At 36.4% G+C, this 19322-nt stretch carries 14 protein-coding genes and 1 tRNA gene; 12 read left to right on the forward strand and 3 right to left on the reverse strand.

The features are described 5' to 3' along the window. Nucleotides 1-134 precede the first annotated feature (134 nt). Nucleotides 135-1184 carry an aldose epimerase family protein gene (locus DCS32_RS10645; protein WP_162533631.1) on the reverse strand — a complete coding sequence of 350 codons (1050 nt, stop codon included), beginning with the start codon at nt 1182-1184 and terminating at the stop codon, nt 135-137. Nucleotides 1185-1852: 668 nt separating this feature from the next. Between DCS32_RS10645 and DCS32_RS10650 the strand changes: the two genes are divergently transcribed. From DCS32_RS10650 to DCS32_RS10690, 9 genes are all read left to right on the forward strand, one after another. Next, entirely contained in the window at nt 1853-3340 is a 1488-nt protein-coding gene (locus DCS32_RS10650) for a xylulokinase (RefSeq protein ID WP_108878243.1), read from the forward strand. After that, nucleotides 3340-4656 carry a xylose isomerase gene (gene xylA / locus DCS32_RS10655; RefSeq protein WP_108878244.1) on the forward strand — a complete coding sequence of 439 codons (1317 nt, stop codon included), beginning with the start codon at nt 3340-3342 and terminating at the stop codon, nt 4654-4656. The genes DCS32_RS10650 and xylA overlap by 1 nt, the downstream gene beginning before the upstream one ends. A gap of 10 nt (nt 4657-4666) precedes the next feature. After that, nucleotides 4667-6088 carry a D-xylose transporter XylE gene (xylE, locus tag DCS32_RS10660; RefSeq protein ID WP_108878245.1) on the forward strand — a complete coding sequence of 474 codons (1422 nt, stop codon included), beginning with the start codon at nt 4667-4669 and terminating at the stop codon, nt 6086-6088. 60 nt (nt 6089-6148) lie between these two features. Beyond that, nucleotides 6149-6802, forward strand: coding sequence for a fructose-6-phosphate aldolase (gene fsa, locus DCS32_RS10665; RefSeq protein ID WP_108878246.1), 654 nt, complete (start codon nt 6149-6151; stop codon nt 6800-6802). Nucleotides 6803-6902: 100 nt separating this feature from the next. Beyond that, nucleotides 6903-7022 (forward strand): hypothetical protein, encoded by a 120-nt coding sequence (locus DCS32_RS16365; RefSeq protein WP_108879281.1) that lies wholly within the window; start codon nt 6903-6905, stop codon nt 7020-7022. A gap of 26 nt (nt 7023-7048) precedes the next feature. Beyond that, nucleotides 7049-7225, forward strand: coding sequence for a LacI family transcriptional regulator (locus DCS32_RS16275; protein WP_162533632.1), 177 nt, complete (start codon nt 7049-7051; stop codon nt 7223-7225). Between the two features lie 163 nt (nt 7226-7388). After that, nucleotides 7389-7877, forward strand: a complete 489-nt coding sequence (locus tag DCS32_RS16280) for a substrate-binding domain-containing protein (RefSeq protein ID WP_262497459.1) — start codon at nt 7389-7391, stop codon at nt 7875-7877. Between the two features lie 318 nt (nt 7878-8195). Next, nucleotides 8196-12287 carry a hybrid sensor histidine kinase/response regulator transcription factor gene (locus tag DCS32_RS10685; RefSeq protein ID WP_239057519.1) on the forward strand — a complete coding sequence of 1364 codons (4092 nt, stop codon included), beginning with the start codon at nt 8196-8198 and terminating at the stop codon, nt 12285-12287. Nucleotides 12288-12597: 310 nt separating this feature from the next. Beyond that, a complete protein-coding gene (locus DCS32_RS10690; protein ID WP_108878250.1) occupies nt 12598-15225 on the forward strand; it encodes a glycoside hydrolase family 3 C-terminal domain-containing protein in 2628 nt (875 codons plus the stop codon). Between the two features lie 676 nt (nt 15226-15901). On the opposite strand, the gene DCS32_RS10695 is transcribed toward DCS32_RS10690, so the two are convergent. Then, nucleotides 15902-15975, reverse strand: a tRNA-Met gene (locus DCS32_RS10695). 184 nt (nt 15976-16159) lie between these two features. Between DCS32_RS10695 and DCS32_RS10700 the strand changes: the two genes are divergently transcribed. Continuing rightward, a complete protein-coding gene (locus tag DCS32_RS10700) occupies nt 16160-16546 on the forward strand; it encodes an START-like domain-containing protein (protein ID WP_108878251.1) in 387 nt (128 codons plus the stop codon). 51 nt (nt 16547-16597) lie between these two features. Beyond that, a complete protein-coding gene (locus tag DCS32_RS10705) occupies nt 16598-17443 on the forward strand; it encodes an aminotransferase class IV (RefSeq protein ID WP_108878252.1) in 846 nt (281 codons plus the stop codon). Here the strand turns inward: DCS32_RS10705 and DCS32_RS10710 are convergent. Next, a complete protein-coding gene (locus tag DCS32_RS10710; protein WP_108878253.1) occupies nt 17440-18000 on the reverse strand; it encodes a YqgE/AlgH family protein in 561 nt (186 codons plus the stop codon). The two genes, DCS32_RS10705 and DCS32_RS10710, sit on opposite strands and share 4 nt — an antisense overlap. A 285-nt stretch (nt 18001-18285) precedes the next feature. Between DCS32_RS10710 and menC the strand changes: the two genes are divergently transcribed. Further along, nucleotides 18286-19320 carry an o-succinylbenzoate synthase gene (gene menC, locus DCS32_RS10715; RefSeq protein WP_108879282.1) on the forward strand — a complete coding sequence of 345 codons (1035 nt, stop codon included), beginning with the start codon at nt 18286-18288 and terminating at the stop codon, nt 19318-19320. Nucleotides 19321-19322: the final 2 nt, after the last annotated feature.

The following is a 19322-nucleotide window of genomic DNA, read 5'->3' on the forward strand; positions in this document are numbered from 1 at the left end:
CAATTACCATTCTCTACAAATTTAAGTATCAAATATTAGTAAAGTCTAAAGAAGAATATAATGTTATGTGCAAAGTTTCATTTCAAAATATATTATTTGAGACAGAAAATACTGCTATAAAGCACTTAGATTTTTTAAACGATACCAAAAGCATATATACACTTTGATGAGTAAACAGAGCCAGCCTCTAAAATACTAGATGGAAAATCAGCTCTATTGGGGCTATCTGGAAAGTGCTGAGTCTCAAGACAAAAACCACCTCTGTCAATGTAGGTTTCATTATATTTTCCAACAGGAGTAGAGGATATGTGATTACCACTATAAAACTGCAATCCAGGCTCATCTGTAGTAACTGTCATCGTAATCCCTGAGGATGGACTGCTCACTTCTGCAACAACTCTCATTTCTTCCCCATCAAGAATAAAATTGTGATCATAGCCACCAGCTAGTGCCACTTGTAGATGTGTAGCATTAATGTCTTGTCCTATTTTTTTAAAATTTCTAAAGTCGAACGGAGTATTAGAAACCGCTTCTATATGGTCTGTAGGGATACATTCTTTGTCTATAGGGAGGTATGACCTTCCGTGTATTTGGAGCAAGTGATTGTCTATAGGCTCAGTTTTATCTAAGTTAAGATTAAAGTAAGAGTGATGAGTGAGGTTAACGTGGGTTGTGGCATCTGTCATTGCCTTATAAGATATATCTAAAGCATTATCCTCTGTGATTTTAAATATAACAGAAACAGTTAGATTTCCTGGGAATCCACCTTCAAGATGTGGTGATAGGTATGATAGCGTTAGTGTGTTTGTAGTATGTGCAACAAGATCCCATATTACAGCATGAAATGCATCACTTCCAGCATGTAGATTATGATGGCCATCATTTTTTTCTAATTTAAAAACCTTATTGTCAATGGTGAATTGACTATTTGAGATGCGATTTCCATAACGACCAATAGTTCTTCCAAAATACGGATTTGTCATTTTACGATAATCAGATAATCGCTCATATCCTAAAACCACATCGTTTTCTTTGCCCAAAGCATTCTTTACCCACAAACTAACGAGTGTTGCTCCATAATTTGTAATCTGGGCGGTCATCCCGTTTGAGTTCTGTATCGTAAATAAGCTTGACTTTTTTGACCCAAATGATTCTTCAAAATTTGTAGCTGAAAATAACTGCATAGTTGTCTTTAAAATTTTAATAAACATAAGAAATCCTGCGGTCTATTGTGGCTATAAATACACAGATACAACATTTGTAATAGGATATGTTTTTTTTAAAGCAGTATCAAAATAGACAATTACATGATTTGTGGTTAGGATATAGCATTTCTTACTATAATCAATATAAATAATTTATCATCTTAGACTCTAGTTTAAAGTTTACTTTTCAATAAGAAATCTCATTATGATTTATCTAAGTCACTCATTGTTGTAACAATTTTGATGGTCGTAAAGTGCTAGTTCATTACAATATGGTAAGGGGTTACTAGAAATCAAAATATCTTAATTAAGGCTTGATTATAGAGCTGTGAATTGTTGTTTTTACTGCTATTCGCATCATTTGTTCTATAAGATGCTCGATTTGTTCTAAGCTCAATTTAGGTCTAAGACTATTTTTAGCTTCTTGTTAAACATACATTATCCATGCATTTCTTATTGTAGCAAAAATGCAATTGAGTATGACCACATTTAGCATTTTAGAATACATAAAAAGTAGCTACAACTCTTCTTTAATATGATGAGGTAACTGGTGAGTTTGAGTATGCATTCATAAAAAATCGTGCGTATGATATCCTTACTGATGATAGGACATAGATAAAATTTATTAAAATTTAAAATAACATATATTGTATACTATAGGATATGACATCGGGAGTTCGTCGGTAAAAGTTGCCATAGTTGAGGCTGTGACGGGCAAAAAACTGGCTTCATTGCATGAGCCACCAGGCGAAATGGAAATTATCGCCATACAAAGAGATTGGGCAGAACAAGATCCAGAACAATGGTGGGATTATATTTGTAAAGCGACAAAACGTATTCTTCAGGAAGCAAATATAGATGCCACTAAAATTACTGCCATCGGTATTTCATACCAGATGCACGGTTTAGTACTAGTAGATAAAGAGGGTAATAGCCTTCGCAATTCTATCATATGGTGTGATAGTAGAGCTGTAGCAATAGGAGACAAGGCATATCAAGATTTAGGTCATGAGTTTTGCGCCACAGAGTTACTTAATGCACCGGGAAATTTTACTGCATCTAAGTTAAAATGGGTTAAAGATAACCAGCCACATATTTATGAACAGATTCATAAATATATGTTGCCAGGAGACTACATAGCCTATAAACTAACAGGAGAACTAGTAACCACAAAAAATGGTTTAGCCGAAGGTACTCTATGGAATTATAAAACAAATAAAGTCGCTACAGAGCTTCTAGATTATTACGGTATTGATCACAGTCTTACTCCAGATGTTGTAGATAATTTTACAGATCAAGGTAAAGTGCACACTGCTGCGGCTAAGGCTACAGGTTTACCTAAGGGAATCTCTGTGACCTACAGATCTGGTGACCAACCTAACAATGCATTGTCACTTAACATTTTTAGACCTGGAGAAGTTGCCGCTACCGGCGGAACTTCAGGGGTGATTTATGCAGTAACAGATCAAAGTGATTTTAAAGAAATACGTAAAGTAAATCATTTTGCTCACGTAAATTATACAAAAGAGCATCCCACTGTAGGGAGATTACTCAATATTAATGGTGCGGGTATCCAGTATCGCTGGTTACGCAATAATAGTGTTGAGAATTCATACGAGAACATGAATCGTAAGGCTTCAAAATTACCTATAGGGTCAGATGGAGTTCTTGTGATCCCTTTTGGTAACGGTGCAGAACGTATGCTGGATAATAAAAATGTGGGTACGCACTTTTGTAATCTCAATCTGAACCAGCATAGCAATGCTCATTTATATAGGGCTGCACTGGAGGGTATTGCTTTCTCGTTTGTTTATGGGATGGATATACTTAAGAAAGATCAAACCGAAATCAACGTTATAAGAGCAGGAAATGATAACCTATTCCGTTCTGAAATATTTGCAAATACGGTAGCAACTCTAATAGGTCAAGAAATAGAGATTTATAATACTACGGGTGCCGTAGGTGCAGCAAGAGCCGCCGGACTTACAGATGGTGATTTTGATCGTTTTGGAGAAAGTATTACAAAGAATGATCACGTGATGACCTATATCCCTATTAAAAATAAAGAGCCCTACAAAGCGGCATATAATAACTGGAAAACAGAATTAGAATTCACAGTACAAAAACATAACTAATGGGAACAAAAACTTATTTTAACAACATAGAAAAAATCAAATTTGAAGGCAAAGATTCAGATAATCCGCTTGCGTTTAAATATTACAACCCAGATCAAGTAGTGGCAGGTAAAACTATGCGTGAGCATTTTAGATTTTCAATTGCTTACTGGCATACCTTCTGTGGGCAAGGCGCAGATCCTTTTGGTCCTGGAACACAAAACTTCCCTTGGGATGCACCAAAAGATCCTATGGATGCCGCTTTCGCGAAAGCGGATGCAGCATTTGAATTTATTACAAAAATGGGATTTGACTATTTCTGTTTTCATGATTTTGATCTTGTAGCAGAGGGAGCAACCTTTGCCGAAAGTGAAAAAAGAATTCACGGTATTACAGACTATATCAAACAGAAGCAAGCAGATACTGGTATCAAATTATTATGGGGAACGGCAAACTGCTTTTCTAACCCTAGATATATGAATGGCGCTGTGAGTAATCCAGATTTTAATGTCCTTGCAAGAGCAGGTGGACAGATAAAACTAGCACTAGATGCTACCATGAAATTAGACGGAGAGAACTATGTGTTCTGGGGTGGTCGTGAAGGATATATGTCCTTGCTCAACACAGATTTAAAACGTGAGCAAGATCATCTAGGTCGTTTCTTTGGAATGGCTAGAGATTATGCACGTAGCCAAGGTTTTAAAGGAAATTTCTTTATCGAGCCAAAGCCTATGGAACCTATGAAGCATCAGTATGACTTTGACGCTGCTACTGCAATAGGCTTTTTACATGAGTACGGTCTTGAGAAAGATTTTAAAATGAATATAGAGGTGAACCACGCTACACTTGCGCAACACACCTTCCAGCACGAGCTTGCGGTATCTGCAAAAGCGGGAATGCTAGGTAGTATTGATGCAAACCGTGGTGATTATCAAAATGGATGGGATACAGACCAGTTTCCTAATAATATTCAAGAAACTACAGAAGCGATGCTTGTATTCTTACAATCTGGCGGAATGCAAGGCGGTGGTGTAAACTTTGATGCAAAAGTGCGCAGAAACTCTACAGATATGGAAGATGTTTTTCACGCACACATAGGTGGTGCAGATACGTTTGCCCGTGCTTTAATCACAGCAGATAAAATTCTTACGTCTTCACCTTATAAAAAGATGGTTGCAGACAGATATAGCTCATTTGATGGAGGTAAAGGGAAGGATTTTGAAAACGGAAAGCTAGACCTTACTGATTTATACAAAATAGCTCAAGAAAACGGAGAGTTACCATTAATTAGTGGTAAGCAAGAGCTTTTTGAGAACATCATTAATCAATACATATAACCTTAATTAGATGTCAAACGATCAAAAATCAGGCTATTTACTCAGACTTACTGTAGTTGCAACGCTAGGAGGACTCCTTTTTGGGTATGATACAGGTGTTATTTCTGGAACCGTAGGTTCTCTAGATAGCTTCTTTGTAATACCTAAAGGGCTTAGTGAGACAGCGGCAAGTGCCTTCAAAGGATTTATAGTGTCCAGTGCCCTTATAGGCTGTATTATAGGTGGAGTCTTGAGTGGTTTTGTAAGCCGCTGGCTAGGAAGAAGGAATGGATTAATTCTTGCCGCTATACTTTTCTTGATATCTGCCATAGGCTCGGCGATGCCAGAGTTGTTTTTTGAGAGTATAGGTCAAGGTGATCATACATTTAGTACTGTTTTTATTGTTTACAGAATTATTGGTGGTATGGGAGTTGGACTTGCGTCTATGATGTCACCATTATACATTGCAGAGATTGCGCCTGCAAATATTAGAGGGAAGCTTGTTTCTTACAATCAGCTGGCTATTGTTGCTGGATTTATGGTAGTTTATTTTGTAAACTACTTTATCTCAAAAACTGGAGGGTCTGACGAGTGGCTTAATACGGTAGGATGGCGTTATATGTTTGCTAGTGAAATTATACCTGCAGGGCTCTTTTTTATATTTTTATTAGGAGTTCCAGATACACCACGCTCATTAATGCTACGTAACAAGCCCCAAGAGGCACTTAACGTACTTGAAAAAGTGAATGGGAAAGTGGCTGGGCAGCATATTTTAGATCAGATCAAAGGGTCGCTCACGCAGCACTCAGGTAAATTACTTTCCTTTGGATGGCTAGTGATTATCGTGGGGGTCTTACTTTCCATATTCCAGCAATTTGTAGGGATTAATGTGGTTTTATATTATGCTCCCGAAATATTTAAAAAGATAGATCCTAATACAGACGGTGCGCTCTTACTCACGATTATCGTAGGTATTGTAAACTTCTTATTTACCATCGTTGCCGTAAAAACGGTAGATAAATATGGGCGTAAACCTTTAATGATAATTGGTGCGTTAGGAATGGCTGTTGCTATGTTCTCATTAGGTTTTGTCTTTTTTACCGGCGCTACTGGCTATCTCGCACTTGCATGTATGATGGTTTATGTAGCGAGTTTTGCCGTGAGTTGGGGTCCTGTTACATGGGTGTTGCTCTCAGAAATTTTTCCTAATAAAATTAGAGGTCGTGCAATGTCTATCGCTGTAGCGGCACAATGGATAGCAAACTACCTAGTATCGCTTACCTTTCCTATGATGGATGATAACACCTACCTCACAGAACAGTTTAATCATGGTTTTGCGTATTGGGTTTACGGAGGTATGAGCATACTAGCTATGCTTTTTGTTTGGAAATTTATACCAGAGACCAAAGGAAAAACGCTCGAAGAGATGGAAGACGTTTGGATTAAGAAGTAATTGAGATAGGTTACGCTTTCGCGAAAGCAATACACACATAAATATTAAAGAAAATAGAAAATGAAATTTTTTATAGATACTGCAAACCTTGATCAGATAAAAGAAGCTCAAGCACTGGGTGTGCTTGATGGGGTAACTACAAATCCGTCACTTATGGCTAAGGAAAACATACGTGGAAAGGAGAATATACTACAACATTACAGAGATATTTGTGAGCTAGTAGATGGTGACGTAAGTGCCGAAGTTATTGCGACAGATTTTGAAAATATGGTAAAGGAGGGAGAGGAACTCGCTGCGTTACATCCTCAGATAGTTGTAAAATTACCCATGATAGCAAGCGGTGTAAAGGCTTGTAAATATTTTAGTGATAAGGGAATTAGAACTAATGTAACCTTGGTGTTTTCGGCAGGGCAGGCATTACTTGCCGCAAAGGCAGGCGCTACTTATGTATCACCATTTATAGGACGTTTGGATGACATTGCTACAGATGGACTCAATTTGATTTCAGAAATCAAATTGATTTACGATAATTATGGGTTTGAGACAGAAATTCTAGCCGCATCAGTAAGACATACAATGCACGTTATTAATTGTGCAAAACTAGGTGCAGATGTGATGACAGGACCTTTAAGTGCCATTGAAGGATTGCTTAATCACCCACTTACTACATCTGGACTCGAGAAATTTCTTGCAGATTACAACAAGGGGAATTAATTCTTGTAAGCCAGATTAAGTGAACTAACATTGATAGAATTAGACAGGAAATGGCACAAAGAATTACACTAAAAATGATTGCTGAAAATCTGGTGTATCCATAAGTACTGTTTCTAAAGCTTTAAATAATAGCGTAGAGATAAGTAAGGACACAAAAATTGAGATTCAAAAGTATGCGAGTTTTGTAAGTATAAGCCAAATAGTATTGCGAGAAGTTTAAGGAACAGTCAGACCAAAACAATAGGTGTGGTTGTCCCTATTATTCAAAATAATTTTTTTTCTAAAGCTTTTGCGGGTATTGAGGAAGTGTGTAGTGCAAACGACTACACACTTATTTCTTGTATATCTGACGATTCTTATGAAAAAGAAGTGAAGACTATTGAGTTGCTTAAAAATGGAGCTTTAGATGGTATTATCTTGTAAATAGCAGAGGAGACAGAAGTTAGAAAGGACTATAGGCATTTAAAAAATGTTGCAGACGAGGAGATACCGCTCGTATTATTTGATCGAGTGGTAGATAATGTGTCTTGTGATAAAATAAATTGTAGATGACTTTGATGCAGCTTATAATGCCACTAGAAAACTAATACAACCTGGATGTAAACATGTTGCCGTAGTATCAAAACTAGATGCGTTATCTGTAGGTAAATTGAGGGCGGCTGGATATAAAAGTACTATTAAAGATTATAATCCGGATCAACCCGAAATGATTTTTAGTATCGGTAAAAGTGAAGACATTACAGAATGCCTTATAGAGGTGCTTAGTACGCATCGTATCGATGCGCTTTTATGCTTAGAAGAAACAGCAACTCTCAATGCAGTACAGCTTTTAAAAACATTAGGAAAAAGAATTCCTGAAGATGTTCCTGTCATAAGCTTTACAAATAATGACTTGCAGAAATTTCTAACACCTGCGGTCACAACAGTGAGTCAGCATGCAAAAAAAATAGGAATGAGAGCAGCGACGATGCTTATAAAAAGACTAGAAAAGAAACACTTTGGAAATCACCAAACAAAAGTGATTTGCACCTCCCTCATTGAGAGAGATTCTACGCGTGCTTTTAAGTCGTTTTAAAATAGAAAACCTATGAACCTGAGTTATATTTTTTTCTGTTTATTTCTGGGAGTACGCTTGTAGTAGTTCTTTTATAAGAACATATTACTGCTGCAATCACATCAAATTACCCATAACGCGCATCTAGGATGATCAAGTTTTTAGATAAGAAAAACTGGAAATCATAATCACCCTTCTTCACTGCGACAGGTAGAGGTGCTTGAGATTAATTTATTCTTAGAAAAGACAGTACCTTTAGGACACAATAATTTTTAATTATTTATGATTTTCAGAAAATTACTTTCACTGATTACGATATTTTTTTGTCTTCAGTCATTGTTGCCTCAAGCACAGAATGGTACAAAATCTTTAAATTTTGTAAGTATAAAGGATGGAATATCTAAAGTAGGAATCTCGTCTATTATACAAGACGATTACGGTTTTATCTGGATAGGAACTAGCGGCAGCGGATTATATAAATTTGATGGTGTAACATATACTTCATATAAATATGAAGTGAATGCCCCAGCCTCTTTATCTAGTAATCTTATTTATAGCATGTATCTAGATACTGCAAATATATTATGGGTAGGTACAGAAGATGGTCTTAATCGCTATAATAGATCTTTAGATAGATTTGAGAAAGTCTCTCTAGGTAGTGAAGTGCTAGAGAGTATATCTATATTGAGTATAGGAAACTCTAAAGACAATGAGCTGTTGTTAGGAACAGAGGCGGGGCTGGTAGTACTCAAAACAAAAACTTTAGAAAGCAAATATATAAATGGTTATAATGGCAGTAATACTATTATACAATCTAGTCTTAAACCACAAAGTGAATCACATCACACATTTTTAGGAACCTTAAAAGGATTACGTGTTTATAATGAACATACTAATCAAGTGTTATTGCCTTCTAGTGAATTAGAAAATACTGAGGTTTTTCAAAGTCAAATTCAGACGCTTGTCTTTGACAATGAAGATAATTTATGGTTAGGGACTATATCTAAAGGAATTTATAAACTTACGTTGAAAAATGGAACGACAGTAAGTAAGGTGGAGCATTTCCCGCTTTCGCGAAAGCGTATACTTTCTGCAATCACTTTACCAGACAATTCTTTATTGTTTGGTACTGAGAACGATGGTTTATTTCATTTGAGAAGTGACGGAACGCTCATTAAACATTATCTATCTGATCGTATGGATGATAATAGTATTTTATCAAACTCCATATGGTCACTTTTTCTGGATGATAATGATAGAGTATGGATGGGATATTACAATAATGGCGTAGCTGTAAGTGATAGCTTATATGATAAGTTTGATAATATTGAGAGCCTGTCTAATAATAACAATTCGCTTACTGTAGGCTCTGTCACTGGTATTGCAAAAGGTGTTCAAGGTAATATCTGGGTAGTTATGGATGGCGGTGGTCTTGATATCTATGATCCCAGTTCGAATAAAGTTACGCACGTAAACGGACAAAACACAAATCTGTATGCAGGATTAGATAGTGACTATCTCCAAACAATTTTTATAGATAGCAAAGAGAATGTGTGGATAGGGAGCTGGGATAATGGTATCTACTTCTTAAAGAAAGGTTCTCAAATATTTGAAAATTTTAATAGAGTAACTACGGATGGAGCCCTTATCTCTGATGCTATTTTGAGCTTTGCCGAAGATAAAAATGGAACAATCTTTATAGGTACTTTTTATGGAGGGTTGCATACTCTTGATCCAGTCACTAAGACAATTGTACATCAAGATGATGAAGCTTTTAAAAGTTTGGGCATTGAGATTAGTGATGTGCGTAAGGTGCTAGTAGACCGTGATTCTGCGATATGGTTGGGATCTACAGATGGGCTCTTTAAAATTGACCAAACTGTAAACGAAGAGTGGCGTGCGATTTCATTAGTAGACCGAATGGAAAAGCTAGGCGAAAATAGAAAGAGTGCGCGCCATATATTATCCCTATATCAAAGCTCAAATGGTGATATGTGGATAGGAACTAGAGGTGCTGGGGTGTGTCATTATAGCATAAGTGATGATTCTTTTAGATGGCTAAACACTAACAGCGGATTGAGTAATGATAACGTAGTAAGTATTATTGAGGGTGATGACGGCAGTATGTGGTTTGCAGGTAATTCTGGAATTACAAAATATAATGTATTAAAAAACACGTTTATAGAGTACACCAGTAGTGATGGTTTACTCTCTGACGATTTTAATTTTAATGCAGTCTTAAAGGATGGTGATGGTACATTATATTTTGGTAATTATAGGGGAGTTGACTTTTTTAACCCAGCCGAAATTGTAATAAATAACAACGTTCCTTCTTTATATTTTACAGGATTAAAAATCTATAATGAAGAGGTAGATCCTTCACAAGAAGATGCCCCTATTAAAAAATCAATCGCCGAGACTAGTGAAATTATATTTAATCACAAGCAATCTGTATTTACTATTGAGTATGCTGGAGTAAGTTTTACACGTCCTGAAAAAAATCAATATGCCTATTATCTTGAGGGGCTAGAAACAACTTGGAATTATGTAGGAAATGCAAGAAGTGCTACTTATACCAATCTAGATAATGGCGATTATACTTTTAAAGTAAAGGTTGCTAACAATGACGGTGTTTGGAATGAAAATATTCTAGAGTTAAAAATTAAAATTCTTCCTCCCTGGTGGAAGACTAATCTAGCGATTGTATGTTATGTCTTGTTATTCTTACTAGGCCTTTACATTATAAGTAAGATTTCAAAGCAACGCTTACGCGAAAAAGAGGCAATCTCAAACGAGCGTGCTCAACGTGAACAAGAAGACATATTACACGAGAAAAAGCTACAGTTTTTTACAAACATCTCACATGAGTTTAGAACTCCACTTACTTTAATGATTAGTCCGCTGAAGGATATTCTCAATGACACAACACTCAATTTACCACAACGTATAAAGGAAAAGCATCATATCATTTATAAAAATACCGATCGATTATTTAGGCTTATTAATGAATTAATGGACCTGCGTAAGCTCGAATTGAACAAATTACGAATACGAGCAAAGAAGATTAATGCACTTAGTTTTACCCAAGATATTATCTCATATTTTAAAGAGGAAGCATTTAATCGTAATATATATCTTTCGGTGGACGCCGCAATCCCAGATGTGAAGTTATATGCAGATGAAGGCATGCTCGAAAAAGTTATTTTCAATATCATGTCAAATGCTATAAAAGTAACCCCAGACGGCGGAGCAATAAATGTAGAGGTAAAATTAAACGAGGCTGGTGAGATAATGCCGTTAATTAATCCCGATAAAAAAAGTGCAGTAGTCGAAATCATCATTAGCGATACTGGACCAGGACTTAAAAAGAAACAACTCAAACGTATATTTAATCGTTTTTACCAAGTAGAAAATCTTAATAAAACTTATTATGGTGGGACAGGTATAGGTCTCGAGGTTGTAAAGGACTTGGTGCAGCTCCATCGAGGTGAAATTAGGGTAGATAGTAAGTATGGGGAAGGAACAACTTTTAGAATATTATTGCCCTCTGGTAAAAAGCATTTTAAAAAGAAAGAATTAATATCAATAGAAACAGATCTCGAGATACAAAAAGAAAAAACTCCACAAACATTCATAACAAATATCCCAGAAGAAATTGATGTTGTACCTACACATAGATCGCACACCCTATTGATAGTGGAGGACAACGCAGAGCTTAGGAAATACTTGCGTAGCGAACTTAAAGGAACATATAAGATTTTACAGGCGGCTAACGGGGTTGAAGGACTTAATGTTGCAAAAGAAGCGAATCCAGATATTATTATTACTGATGTGATAATGCCAGAAATGGATGGTTTTGAATTCTGTAAGCAAATTAAAAATGACATACGCACAAGCCACATTCCCTTGTTAATGCTCACTGCCAAAGCTCGCATAGACGATCGTATAGAGGGAATAGGGTATGGCGCAGATGCTTATATGGTAAAGCCTTTTGATTTTAGACTACTCAAATTACGTTTAGAGCAGCTTATAAAGAGTAGACAATTGATATTTGATAAATATTTTGGAGCCATAAGTGGATCAGATGAGAATGCTAGTGCAACATCTATTGATAAAGTTTTTATACAGAAGGTGCTAACTTATGTAAATAATAACATGAGTGATTCTAATTTAAGTGTCGAGTCATTAGCATCAGAACTTAGCCTTAGCCGGAGTCAGCTCTACCGTAAGGTTAAATCACTCACGGGGCAAACAGTTAATGAATTTGTGCGTAAGCTTAGATTAGAGCGAGCTAAACAGATATTGCTAACTGAAAATGCAAACGTAAGTGAAGTCTGTTATAAAGTTGGCTTTTCCTCACCTTCATACTTTACGAAGTGTTTTAAAGCGCATTTTGGAATTTTACCTACGGAGGCTCAGCCTAGAGATTGATTAACATATAATCTTCTACTTGCATTAAGAAATACTTTATAATAGCATTTGTTAAAATATTCTTTACAATCAAATCTCTTCGCTAGATACATTTCTCCCTTAACAATTGGCTAGTTTCGGTCATGTAAGAGAAATGAAGCAAGATATAGTTCAAATGTTGCATTTGAGGCATATAAGTACTTAATCGCAACATAAATGGCATGTACTGCTTTATGTCTTCTAACCAGTGTGCTGATAAAGAGATTAAATTTGGGAGTGTTGAGAATAAAATTCTTGCATTAATAAATAGTTTAATTTTTACAGTAGCCGAATGAATAGAATACTTACTATATCAATTTTAGCAATATGTATTGCATTGCTCTCGAGTTGTGAAGAAAAGGCAATCTCTTATGAGTTTGCATTTCAAAACCAGAAACTTCCACGAGAAGATCGTGTCAAAGATTTGATTAGTCAAATGACTTTAGAAGAGAAAGTTTCTCAAATGCGTTATGATGCTCCGGCTATCGAGAGACTAGGAGTGCCTGAATATAACTGGTGGAATGAATGCTTGCACGGTGTTGCGAGAGCTGGACTAGCAACAGTATTTCCACAAGGAATTGGAATGGGTGCTACTTGGGATTCGGACTTAATTCACGACATGGGTGTTGCTGTATCTGATGAAGCTCGAGCAAAACACCATCAGTTTGTAAATGAAGGTAAAAGAGGTATTTATCAAGGATTAACTTTCTGGACTCCTAACATTAATATATTTAGAGATCCTCGATGGGGGCGTGGTCAAGAAACTTATGGAGAAGATCCTTATTTAACTAGTCGTATGGGTGTAAATTATATTACGGGACTACAAGGTGATGATCCAGATTACTTAAAAGTGGTTGCCACAGCAAAGCATTTTGCGGTACATAGTGGTCCAGAGAAATCTAGGCATGAGGATAATTATCACACTTCAGATAAGGATTTATACGAAACTTATTTACCTGCCTTTGAGGCAGCAGTTAAAGAAGCAAAGGTTCACTCAGTGATGTGTGCTTATAATAGGTATCGAGATGAAGCTTGTTGCGGTAGTAATTTACTACTTAATAGAATTTTACGAGACGATTGGGGATTTAAAGGATATGTCGTTTCAGATTGTTGGGCAATCAATGATTTCTGGGAACCTGGCAAACACGGTCTGGCAGAAACTCCAGCCGCCGCAGGAGCACTAGCAGTAGATAGAGGTACAGATCTAAATTGTGGGAGCGTATATGATCCTTCTCTTACGGAGGCTGTTCTCAAAAAGATGATAGATGAATCTAAGTTAGATGTTGCACTAACAAGATTGTTTTCTGCGCGTTTTAAATTGGGAATGTTTGATGATAATGTTAAGTGGGCAGATATACCTTACGACGTAGTGGCAAGTGAAGCTCATTATGAATTGTCTAAAAAGGTTGCCAGAGAGTCAATGGTTTTACTCAAAAATGAAAACAACCTCTTGCCACTGAGTAAGGATATAAAATCTATTGCCGTTATAGGTCCTAACGCAAATTCAAAGCAAGCATTACTTGGTAATTACCACGGTACACCTGCAAACTATTATACACCGCTAAAATCTATACAAGAAAAGCTCCCAAATGCTCAAATAAATTACTCACTAGGAAGCGATGTAGCAGAGGGATGGCCTATTCTTGATATAATTCCAGCTTCTGCATTATCACATTCTGGTAAACCTGGTTTAAAGGGAGAATATTTTGCTAATCGTTCATGGAAAGGTGAACCTACATTTACTAGAGTAGACAAAAATGTCAATTTCATTTGGATGCCAGAAAAGCCAATTGATAGTTTAGGTACTGATACCTTTTCGGTACGCTGGTCTGGTGAGCTTACAGCTCCAGAGAGTGGTAACTATAGAATTGGAGTAAAAGCGAGTAGCGCTGCCAAATTATATGTAAATGACTCTCTACAGTTTGAGTTTATGGATGACCACGAGCCTAAAACTAAATATTTTGATGTAGCACTTGATAAAGGAGAAGTAAGCAAAGTACGTATTGAATATTTCAATTATCATGCAGATCCTCAAGCTCATTTTGTATGGGCAAAAATGAATCAGGATCTAATTACTCCAGCCTTAGAGGCAGCAAGAAAGTCTGAAGTTGTTATTCTATGTTTAGGTCTCTCACCAGATATTGAGGGAGAAGAGATGCCGGTATTACTAGAAGGATTCGATAAGGGTGACCGTTCAGAAATTACACTCCCTAAAACACAAATAGAACTTATGAAAAAAGTTCAAGCACTTGGTAAACCAACCGTTGTTGTTTTGATGAATGGAAGTGCTCTTGCAGTTAATTGGGCTGCAGATAAAGTGCCTGCTATACTTGAAGCTTGGTATCCAGGTGAGTTTGGTGGCCAAGCCATTGCAGATGTTTTATTTGGGGATTATAACCCTGGAGGTAAATTACCTGTTACTTTTTATAAGAGTGTTAATGATTTGCCAGATTTTAAGTCTTATGACATGGAGGGGAGAACTTATAAGTATTTTAAAGGAGAGCCACTATTCCCTTTTGGTCACGGACTAAGCTACACAACTTTCAAATATGACAACTTTACTCTAAATGAACAAATAGGAGTAAAAGCACCATTCAAATTTTCTGTTGATGTTCATAATACAGGAGATTTAGATGGAGATGAAGTTGTTCAAGTATATGTTAAACACCTAGGAGTGGAAGGGATGAATCCTAATCGTAGTCTTGTTGCTTTTAAGCGTATTTCATTAGCAGCAGGATCGTCTAAAACGGTTTCATTTGAAGTCGCTCCTGAGACCTATGCACGAATAAACGATGATGGCCAGAAAGTTTTTGAGCCACAAGATATAGTTGTTGAGGTAGGTGGAAAGCAACCGGGATTTGAGGGAAATGCAAATGCGCCTACCACAGAGGTTTTGGTGAAGAATATATCGATTAAGTAATATTTGATTGCTTTAAATTTTTATAAAAAAGCATTTTTAGATATCATACATATGCAGTAGGCTCTTTAAGTGTACGTTAGTTTCACTCTAAGTAAAGCTCAAATTAATGTTGCCAAGATGTTATATTCTTACTGACGCATAGTCATAGTGCACGTAACCACCTAGAACGATTTTAATCTTTCAAGATTTTAAAAATTGTATTAGGTGGTTACGTGTATTATAAAAATTAGCTTGATGTAATAAGTTAGCTCTACCTCAATTAGCGGTAATTGCGTCCCGGCTTTTGGTTCTTATTTATTATTACTTTTCAAGCATCCAATAGACTATAGATAATACGATATATAGAAAAGCGCAACTGAAACTGAAAGTATAATTTTTAGTAAAATTAGGTAAAAACGTTACCAAGAACTCGATTAGAGATAAACTATTAATTAAAAGTCATTGAACTTCATTTTTATTTACACAGAAATATAATGTGAGTTTTTGAGTCTTAACAGTGACGATTGCTAATGGTAGAAGTACTAATTCAGCTCATAAGTTATTTACAGCGTTAATCTACTTAGAATAGAGTGGTGAGCCTTATGTCAAGCTGTTTTTTCTGTTGGGTTTGTATTGCTGTATTTTAGAAACAAATAAAAAAAAGGCTTTACATTTCTGTAAAGCCTTTATAATTATGTAGCGAGAGGGGGGCACGATCCCCCGACCTCCGAGTTATGAATCCGACGCTCTAACCAGCTGAGCTACCTCGCCATAATTTAAAATTGCTATTAATGATAAAAGCAATTCTGTATGCCCGCATAAGCAATGTGCCTAAGCGGGTGCAAATATAAAATATATTTGTGGTTGTGCAAACCTCTTTCTTAAATAAAATCAATTTAATTACTTTGTTCTACTAATTACTTTCAATATATTGTCGTTCTATTAATACCTTTCTATGAGCGATAAAATAAAATATGAGATTGAGTTTGTTGTAAGAGCTTCTCCTTCTTTATTATACCAATATATAGCTACTCCATCAGGAATGAGTGAGTGGTTTGCAGATAATGTAAATTTAAGAGGTGACCACTATACTTTTATTTGGGACGGAAGTGAGGAAAAAGCAAAGCTTCTTACTAAAAAGAACGGTGACCGTATAAAATTCCAGTGGGAGGCAGACGAGGGAGAGGAGTATTATTTTGAATTACGCCTTCAAGTAGACGAGATCACAAAAGATGTATCTATCATGGTAACAGATTTTGCAGAGGAAGATGAGATTGATGAGGGTAAAATGTTTTGGGAAAACCAAATTTCAGAGTTGAAACAAGTAATAGGCTCATCATAACTAAAGCCTAATTAATATCTTTGCACCGCCTCCCTAAGAGGCGGTTTTTTTATGGTAAATCACAACGGAACATTATTCTCACCAGAGGATGCGCAACTCAATCCATTTAATAGAGGTCTGCTTTATGGCGATGGACTTTTCGAAACAATTAAAGCAGTAAATGGGAAGCTCCTTTTCTGGGAAGACCACTACTTTAGACTTATGGCTTCTATGCGTATACTTCGCATGGAAATCCCAATGGAGTTTACACCAGAATTTCTTGAGGAAGAACTCTTAAAGACATTGACGGCGTCAGGTTTAATTGATCAAACAGCTCGTATTCGTATTACAGTGTATAGATCTGGCGGTGGCACCTACTTGCCAGAGGAGCGCGGTGTGGGTTATTACGCTTTCGCGAAAGCGCACCCTAATCCTTTTTATCTCCTCAACGAAGAACCTTACGAGGTGGAGTTGTATAAAGATCATTATATAAATGCAGATTTAATATCTACACTTAAAACAACTAATAAGATTGTGCACGTTACAGGAAGTATCTATGCTCAAGAGAATGGATATGATAATTGTCTGCTTGTCAATAATGAGAAAAATATAGCCGAAGCATTGCAAGGTAATTTATTCCTTGTAAAAGGAACTCACATAAAAACGCCACCACTGGCTGATGGTTGCTTGCGTGGAGTTATAAGAAAACAACTCATTAGTATTATAGGGTTGATGGATGAATATACTTTTGAGGAAGCTTCTATATCACCGTTTGAGTTGCAAAAGGCAGATGAGCTTTTTATCACAAACACCATTATGGGAATACAGCCTATAACAAAATATAGAAAAAAGGAATTTACAATAGAGACTGCCGCAGCATTACTTAAAAAGCTTAATGTAAAAGTACGTCTAGGTTAATTATATTGAGGATTTTCTGGAGCATTAGACCATAAGGCATAATCACCGCCTATCTCAATAATTTTATCTCTCCATAGGGCTGTGTGATTATCTTTGAGTAGCTCGTCGTGTTGATCATTTTCAAGAATAACCCAGCTGTTTTGAATAATCTCTTGGTTGAGCTGGTTGCTCTCCCAGCCGCTATAGCCTAGAAAAAATTTAATTTTCTCACAGCATATCTCTTTATTCATGATTAGGTCTAGCGCTCTCTCAAAATTACCACCCCAGTAAATACCTGATGCTATCTCTAGGCTGCCTTCTATGAGGTCTGGAGCAGTGTGTATGAAATAGAGATTCTCTTGTTCTACAGGACCGCCATTATATATAGGCATCTCACATTCTTCTATTCCTTCAATTAAATCTGATAGTGTGACATCCAGCGGTTTATTGAGAATAAACCCTACAGAGCCTTCATCATTATGATCTGCAAGAAGTATTACAGACCTAGTGAATGATGTATCACCTAGAATAGATGGTTCGGCTACTAATAAATGTCCCTTTGTAGGATATGCAATCATAATAGTGACGTTTATATATATAAAATTAGGTTTTTTTTATATCACAAAAAATAAATTTCGAATATTTTTCACTAGTAAAAATTTAACTTAAGTATCTGTAAATAAGAGGCTTATTAATTTTGTGGTTTAGCATCTATGTAAAAAAACATAGATGTAAGGCAATAAATAGAGGATGAAGCGCTTACTTTTTGAGGAAAATACGGGAAACTTGAGATCTTTAGAATATCTTTCTGTTAGTAAAGTATGCATATGATTAAGTACTTTTACGAGACTAATACAATCCTATTGAAAGCACATTATAAAAAACATATATTAGAGTTTAAGAGGCCTAGTGGTACTTCTAGAGGTGTCTTGCGCACTAAAGAGACATGGTATATCATTATTCAAGATGCTGGTAAAACGGGCATAGGTGAATGTGGTATTCTTAGGGGACTTAGTTATGATGATGTGCCAGACTATGAGCAAAAATTGCAGTGGGTATGCGCTCACATTTCAAAAGGGCTTCAGGTGCTTTGGGATGAGCTAATGGAATATCCAAGTATACAGGCAGGTGTCGAGATGGCATTTTTATCGCTTGCATCTAGCGATCCCTTTGTTCTATTTCCATCTTCTTTTACAAAAGGAACATCTGCTATAGATATTAACGGACTGGTGTGGATGGGTGATGAGGAATTTATGAGAACCCAAGTAGCCGAGAAACTTGAGCAAGGTTTTGATTGTATAAAAATGAAAATAGGTGCTATTGACTTTAAAGACGAAATGGCGATTCTTTCCTCTATAAGAAAGAATTACAACAAAGAGCAACTCACCTTGCGGGTAGATGCAAATGGTGGTTTTGCTTTCGCGAAAGCTAAAGAAGTCCTAGCTCAACTAGCCGAACTAGATATTCACTCGATAGAACAACCCATTGCTACAAAACAGTGGGAGGAAATGGCATCATTATGTGCCAGTACACCTACACCAATTGCGCTAGATGAAGAACTTATAGGATTGACGGATCTCGCTTCAAAACGTGAGCTACTAGAAACTATAAAACCGCAATATATTATTTTAAAGCCTAGTTTTATAGGAGGTTTTAAAGGAAGCCAAGAGTGGATTGACGTAGCAGATTCATTAGGAATCGCATGGTGGGTTACCTCTGCATTAGAAAGTAATGTTGGTCTTAATGCTATCGCACAATGGACGTATAAAATAGAAGCAAAAGGACCTCAAGGACTAGGTACGGGGAGCCTTTTTACAAATAACATACCTTCGCCACTAGAAGTAGTGAATGGAACTTTAAGAACGGATAATAATAAGCACTGGGATTTTAAATTATAACA

This window comes from Dokdonia sp. Dokd-P16, assembly GCF_003095655.1.
Taxonomy (GTDB): Bacteria; Bacteroidota; Bacteroidia; order Flavobacteriales; family Flavobacteriaceae; genus Dokdonia.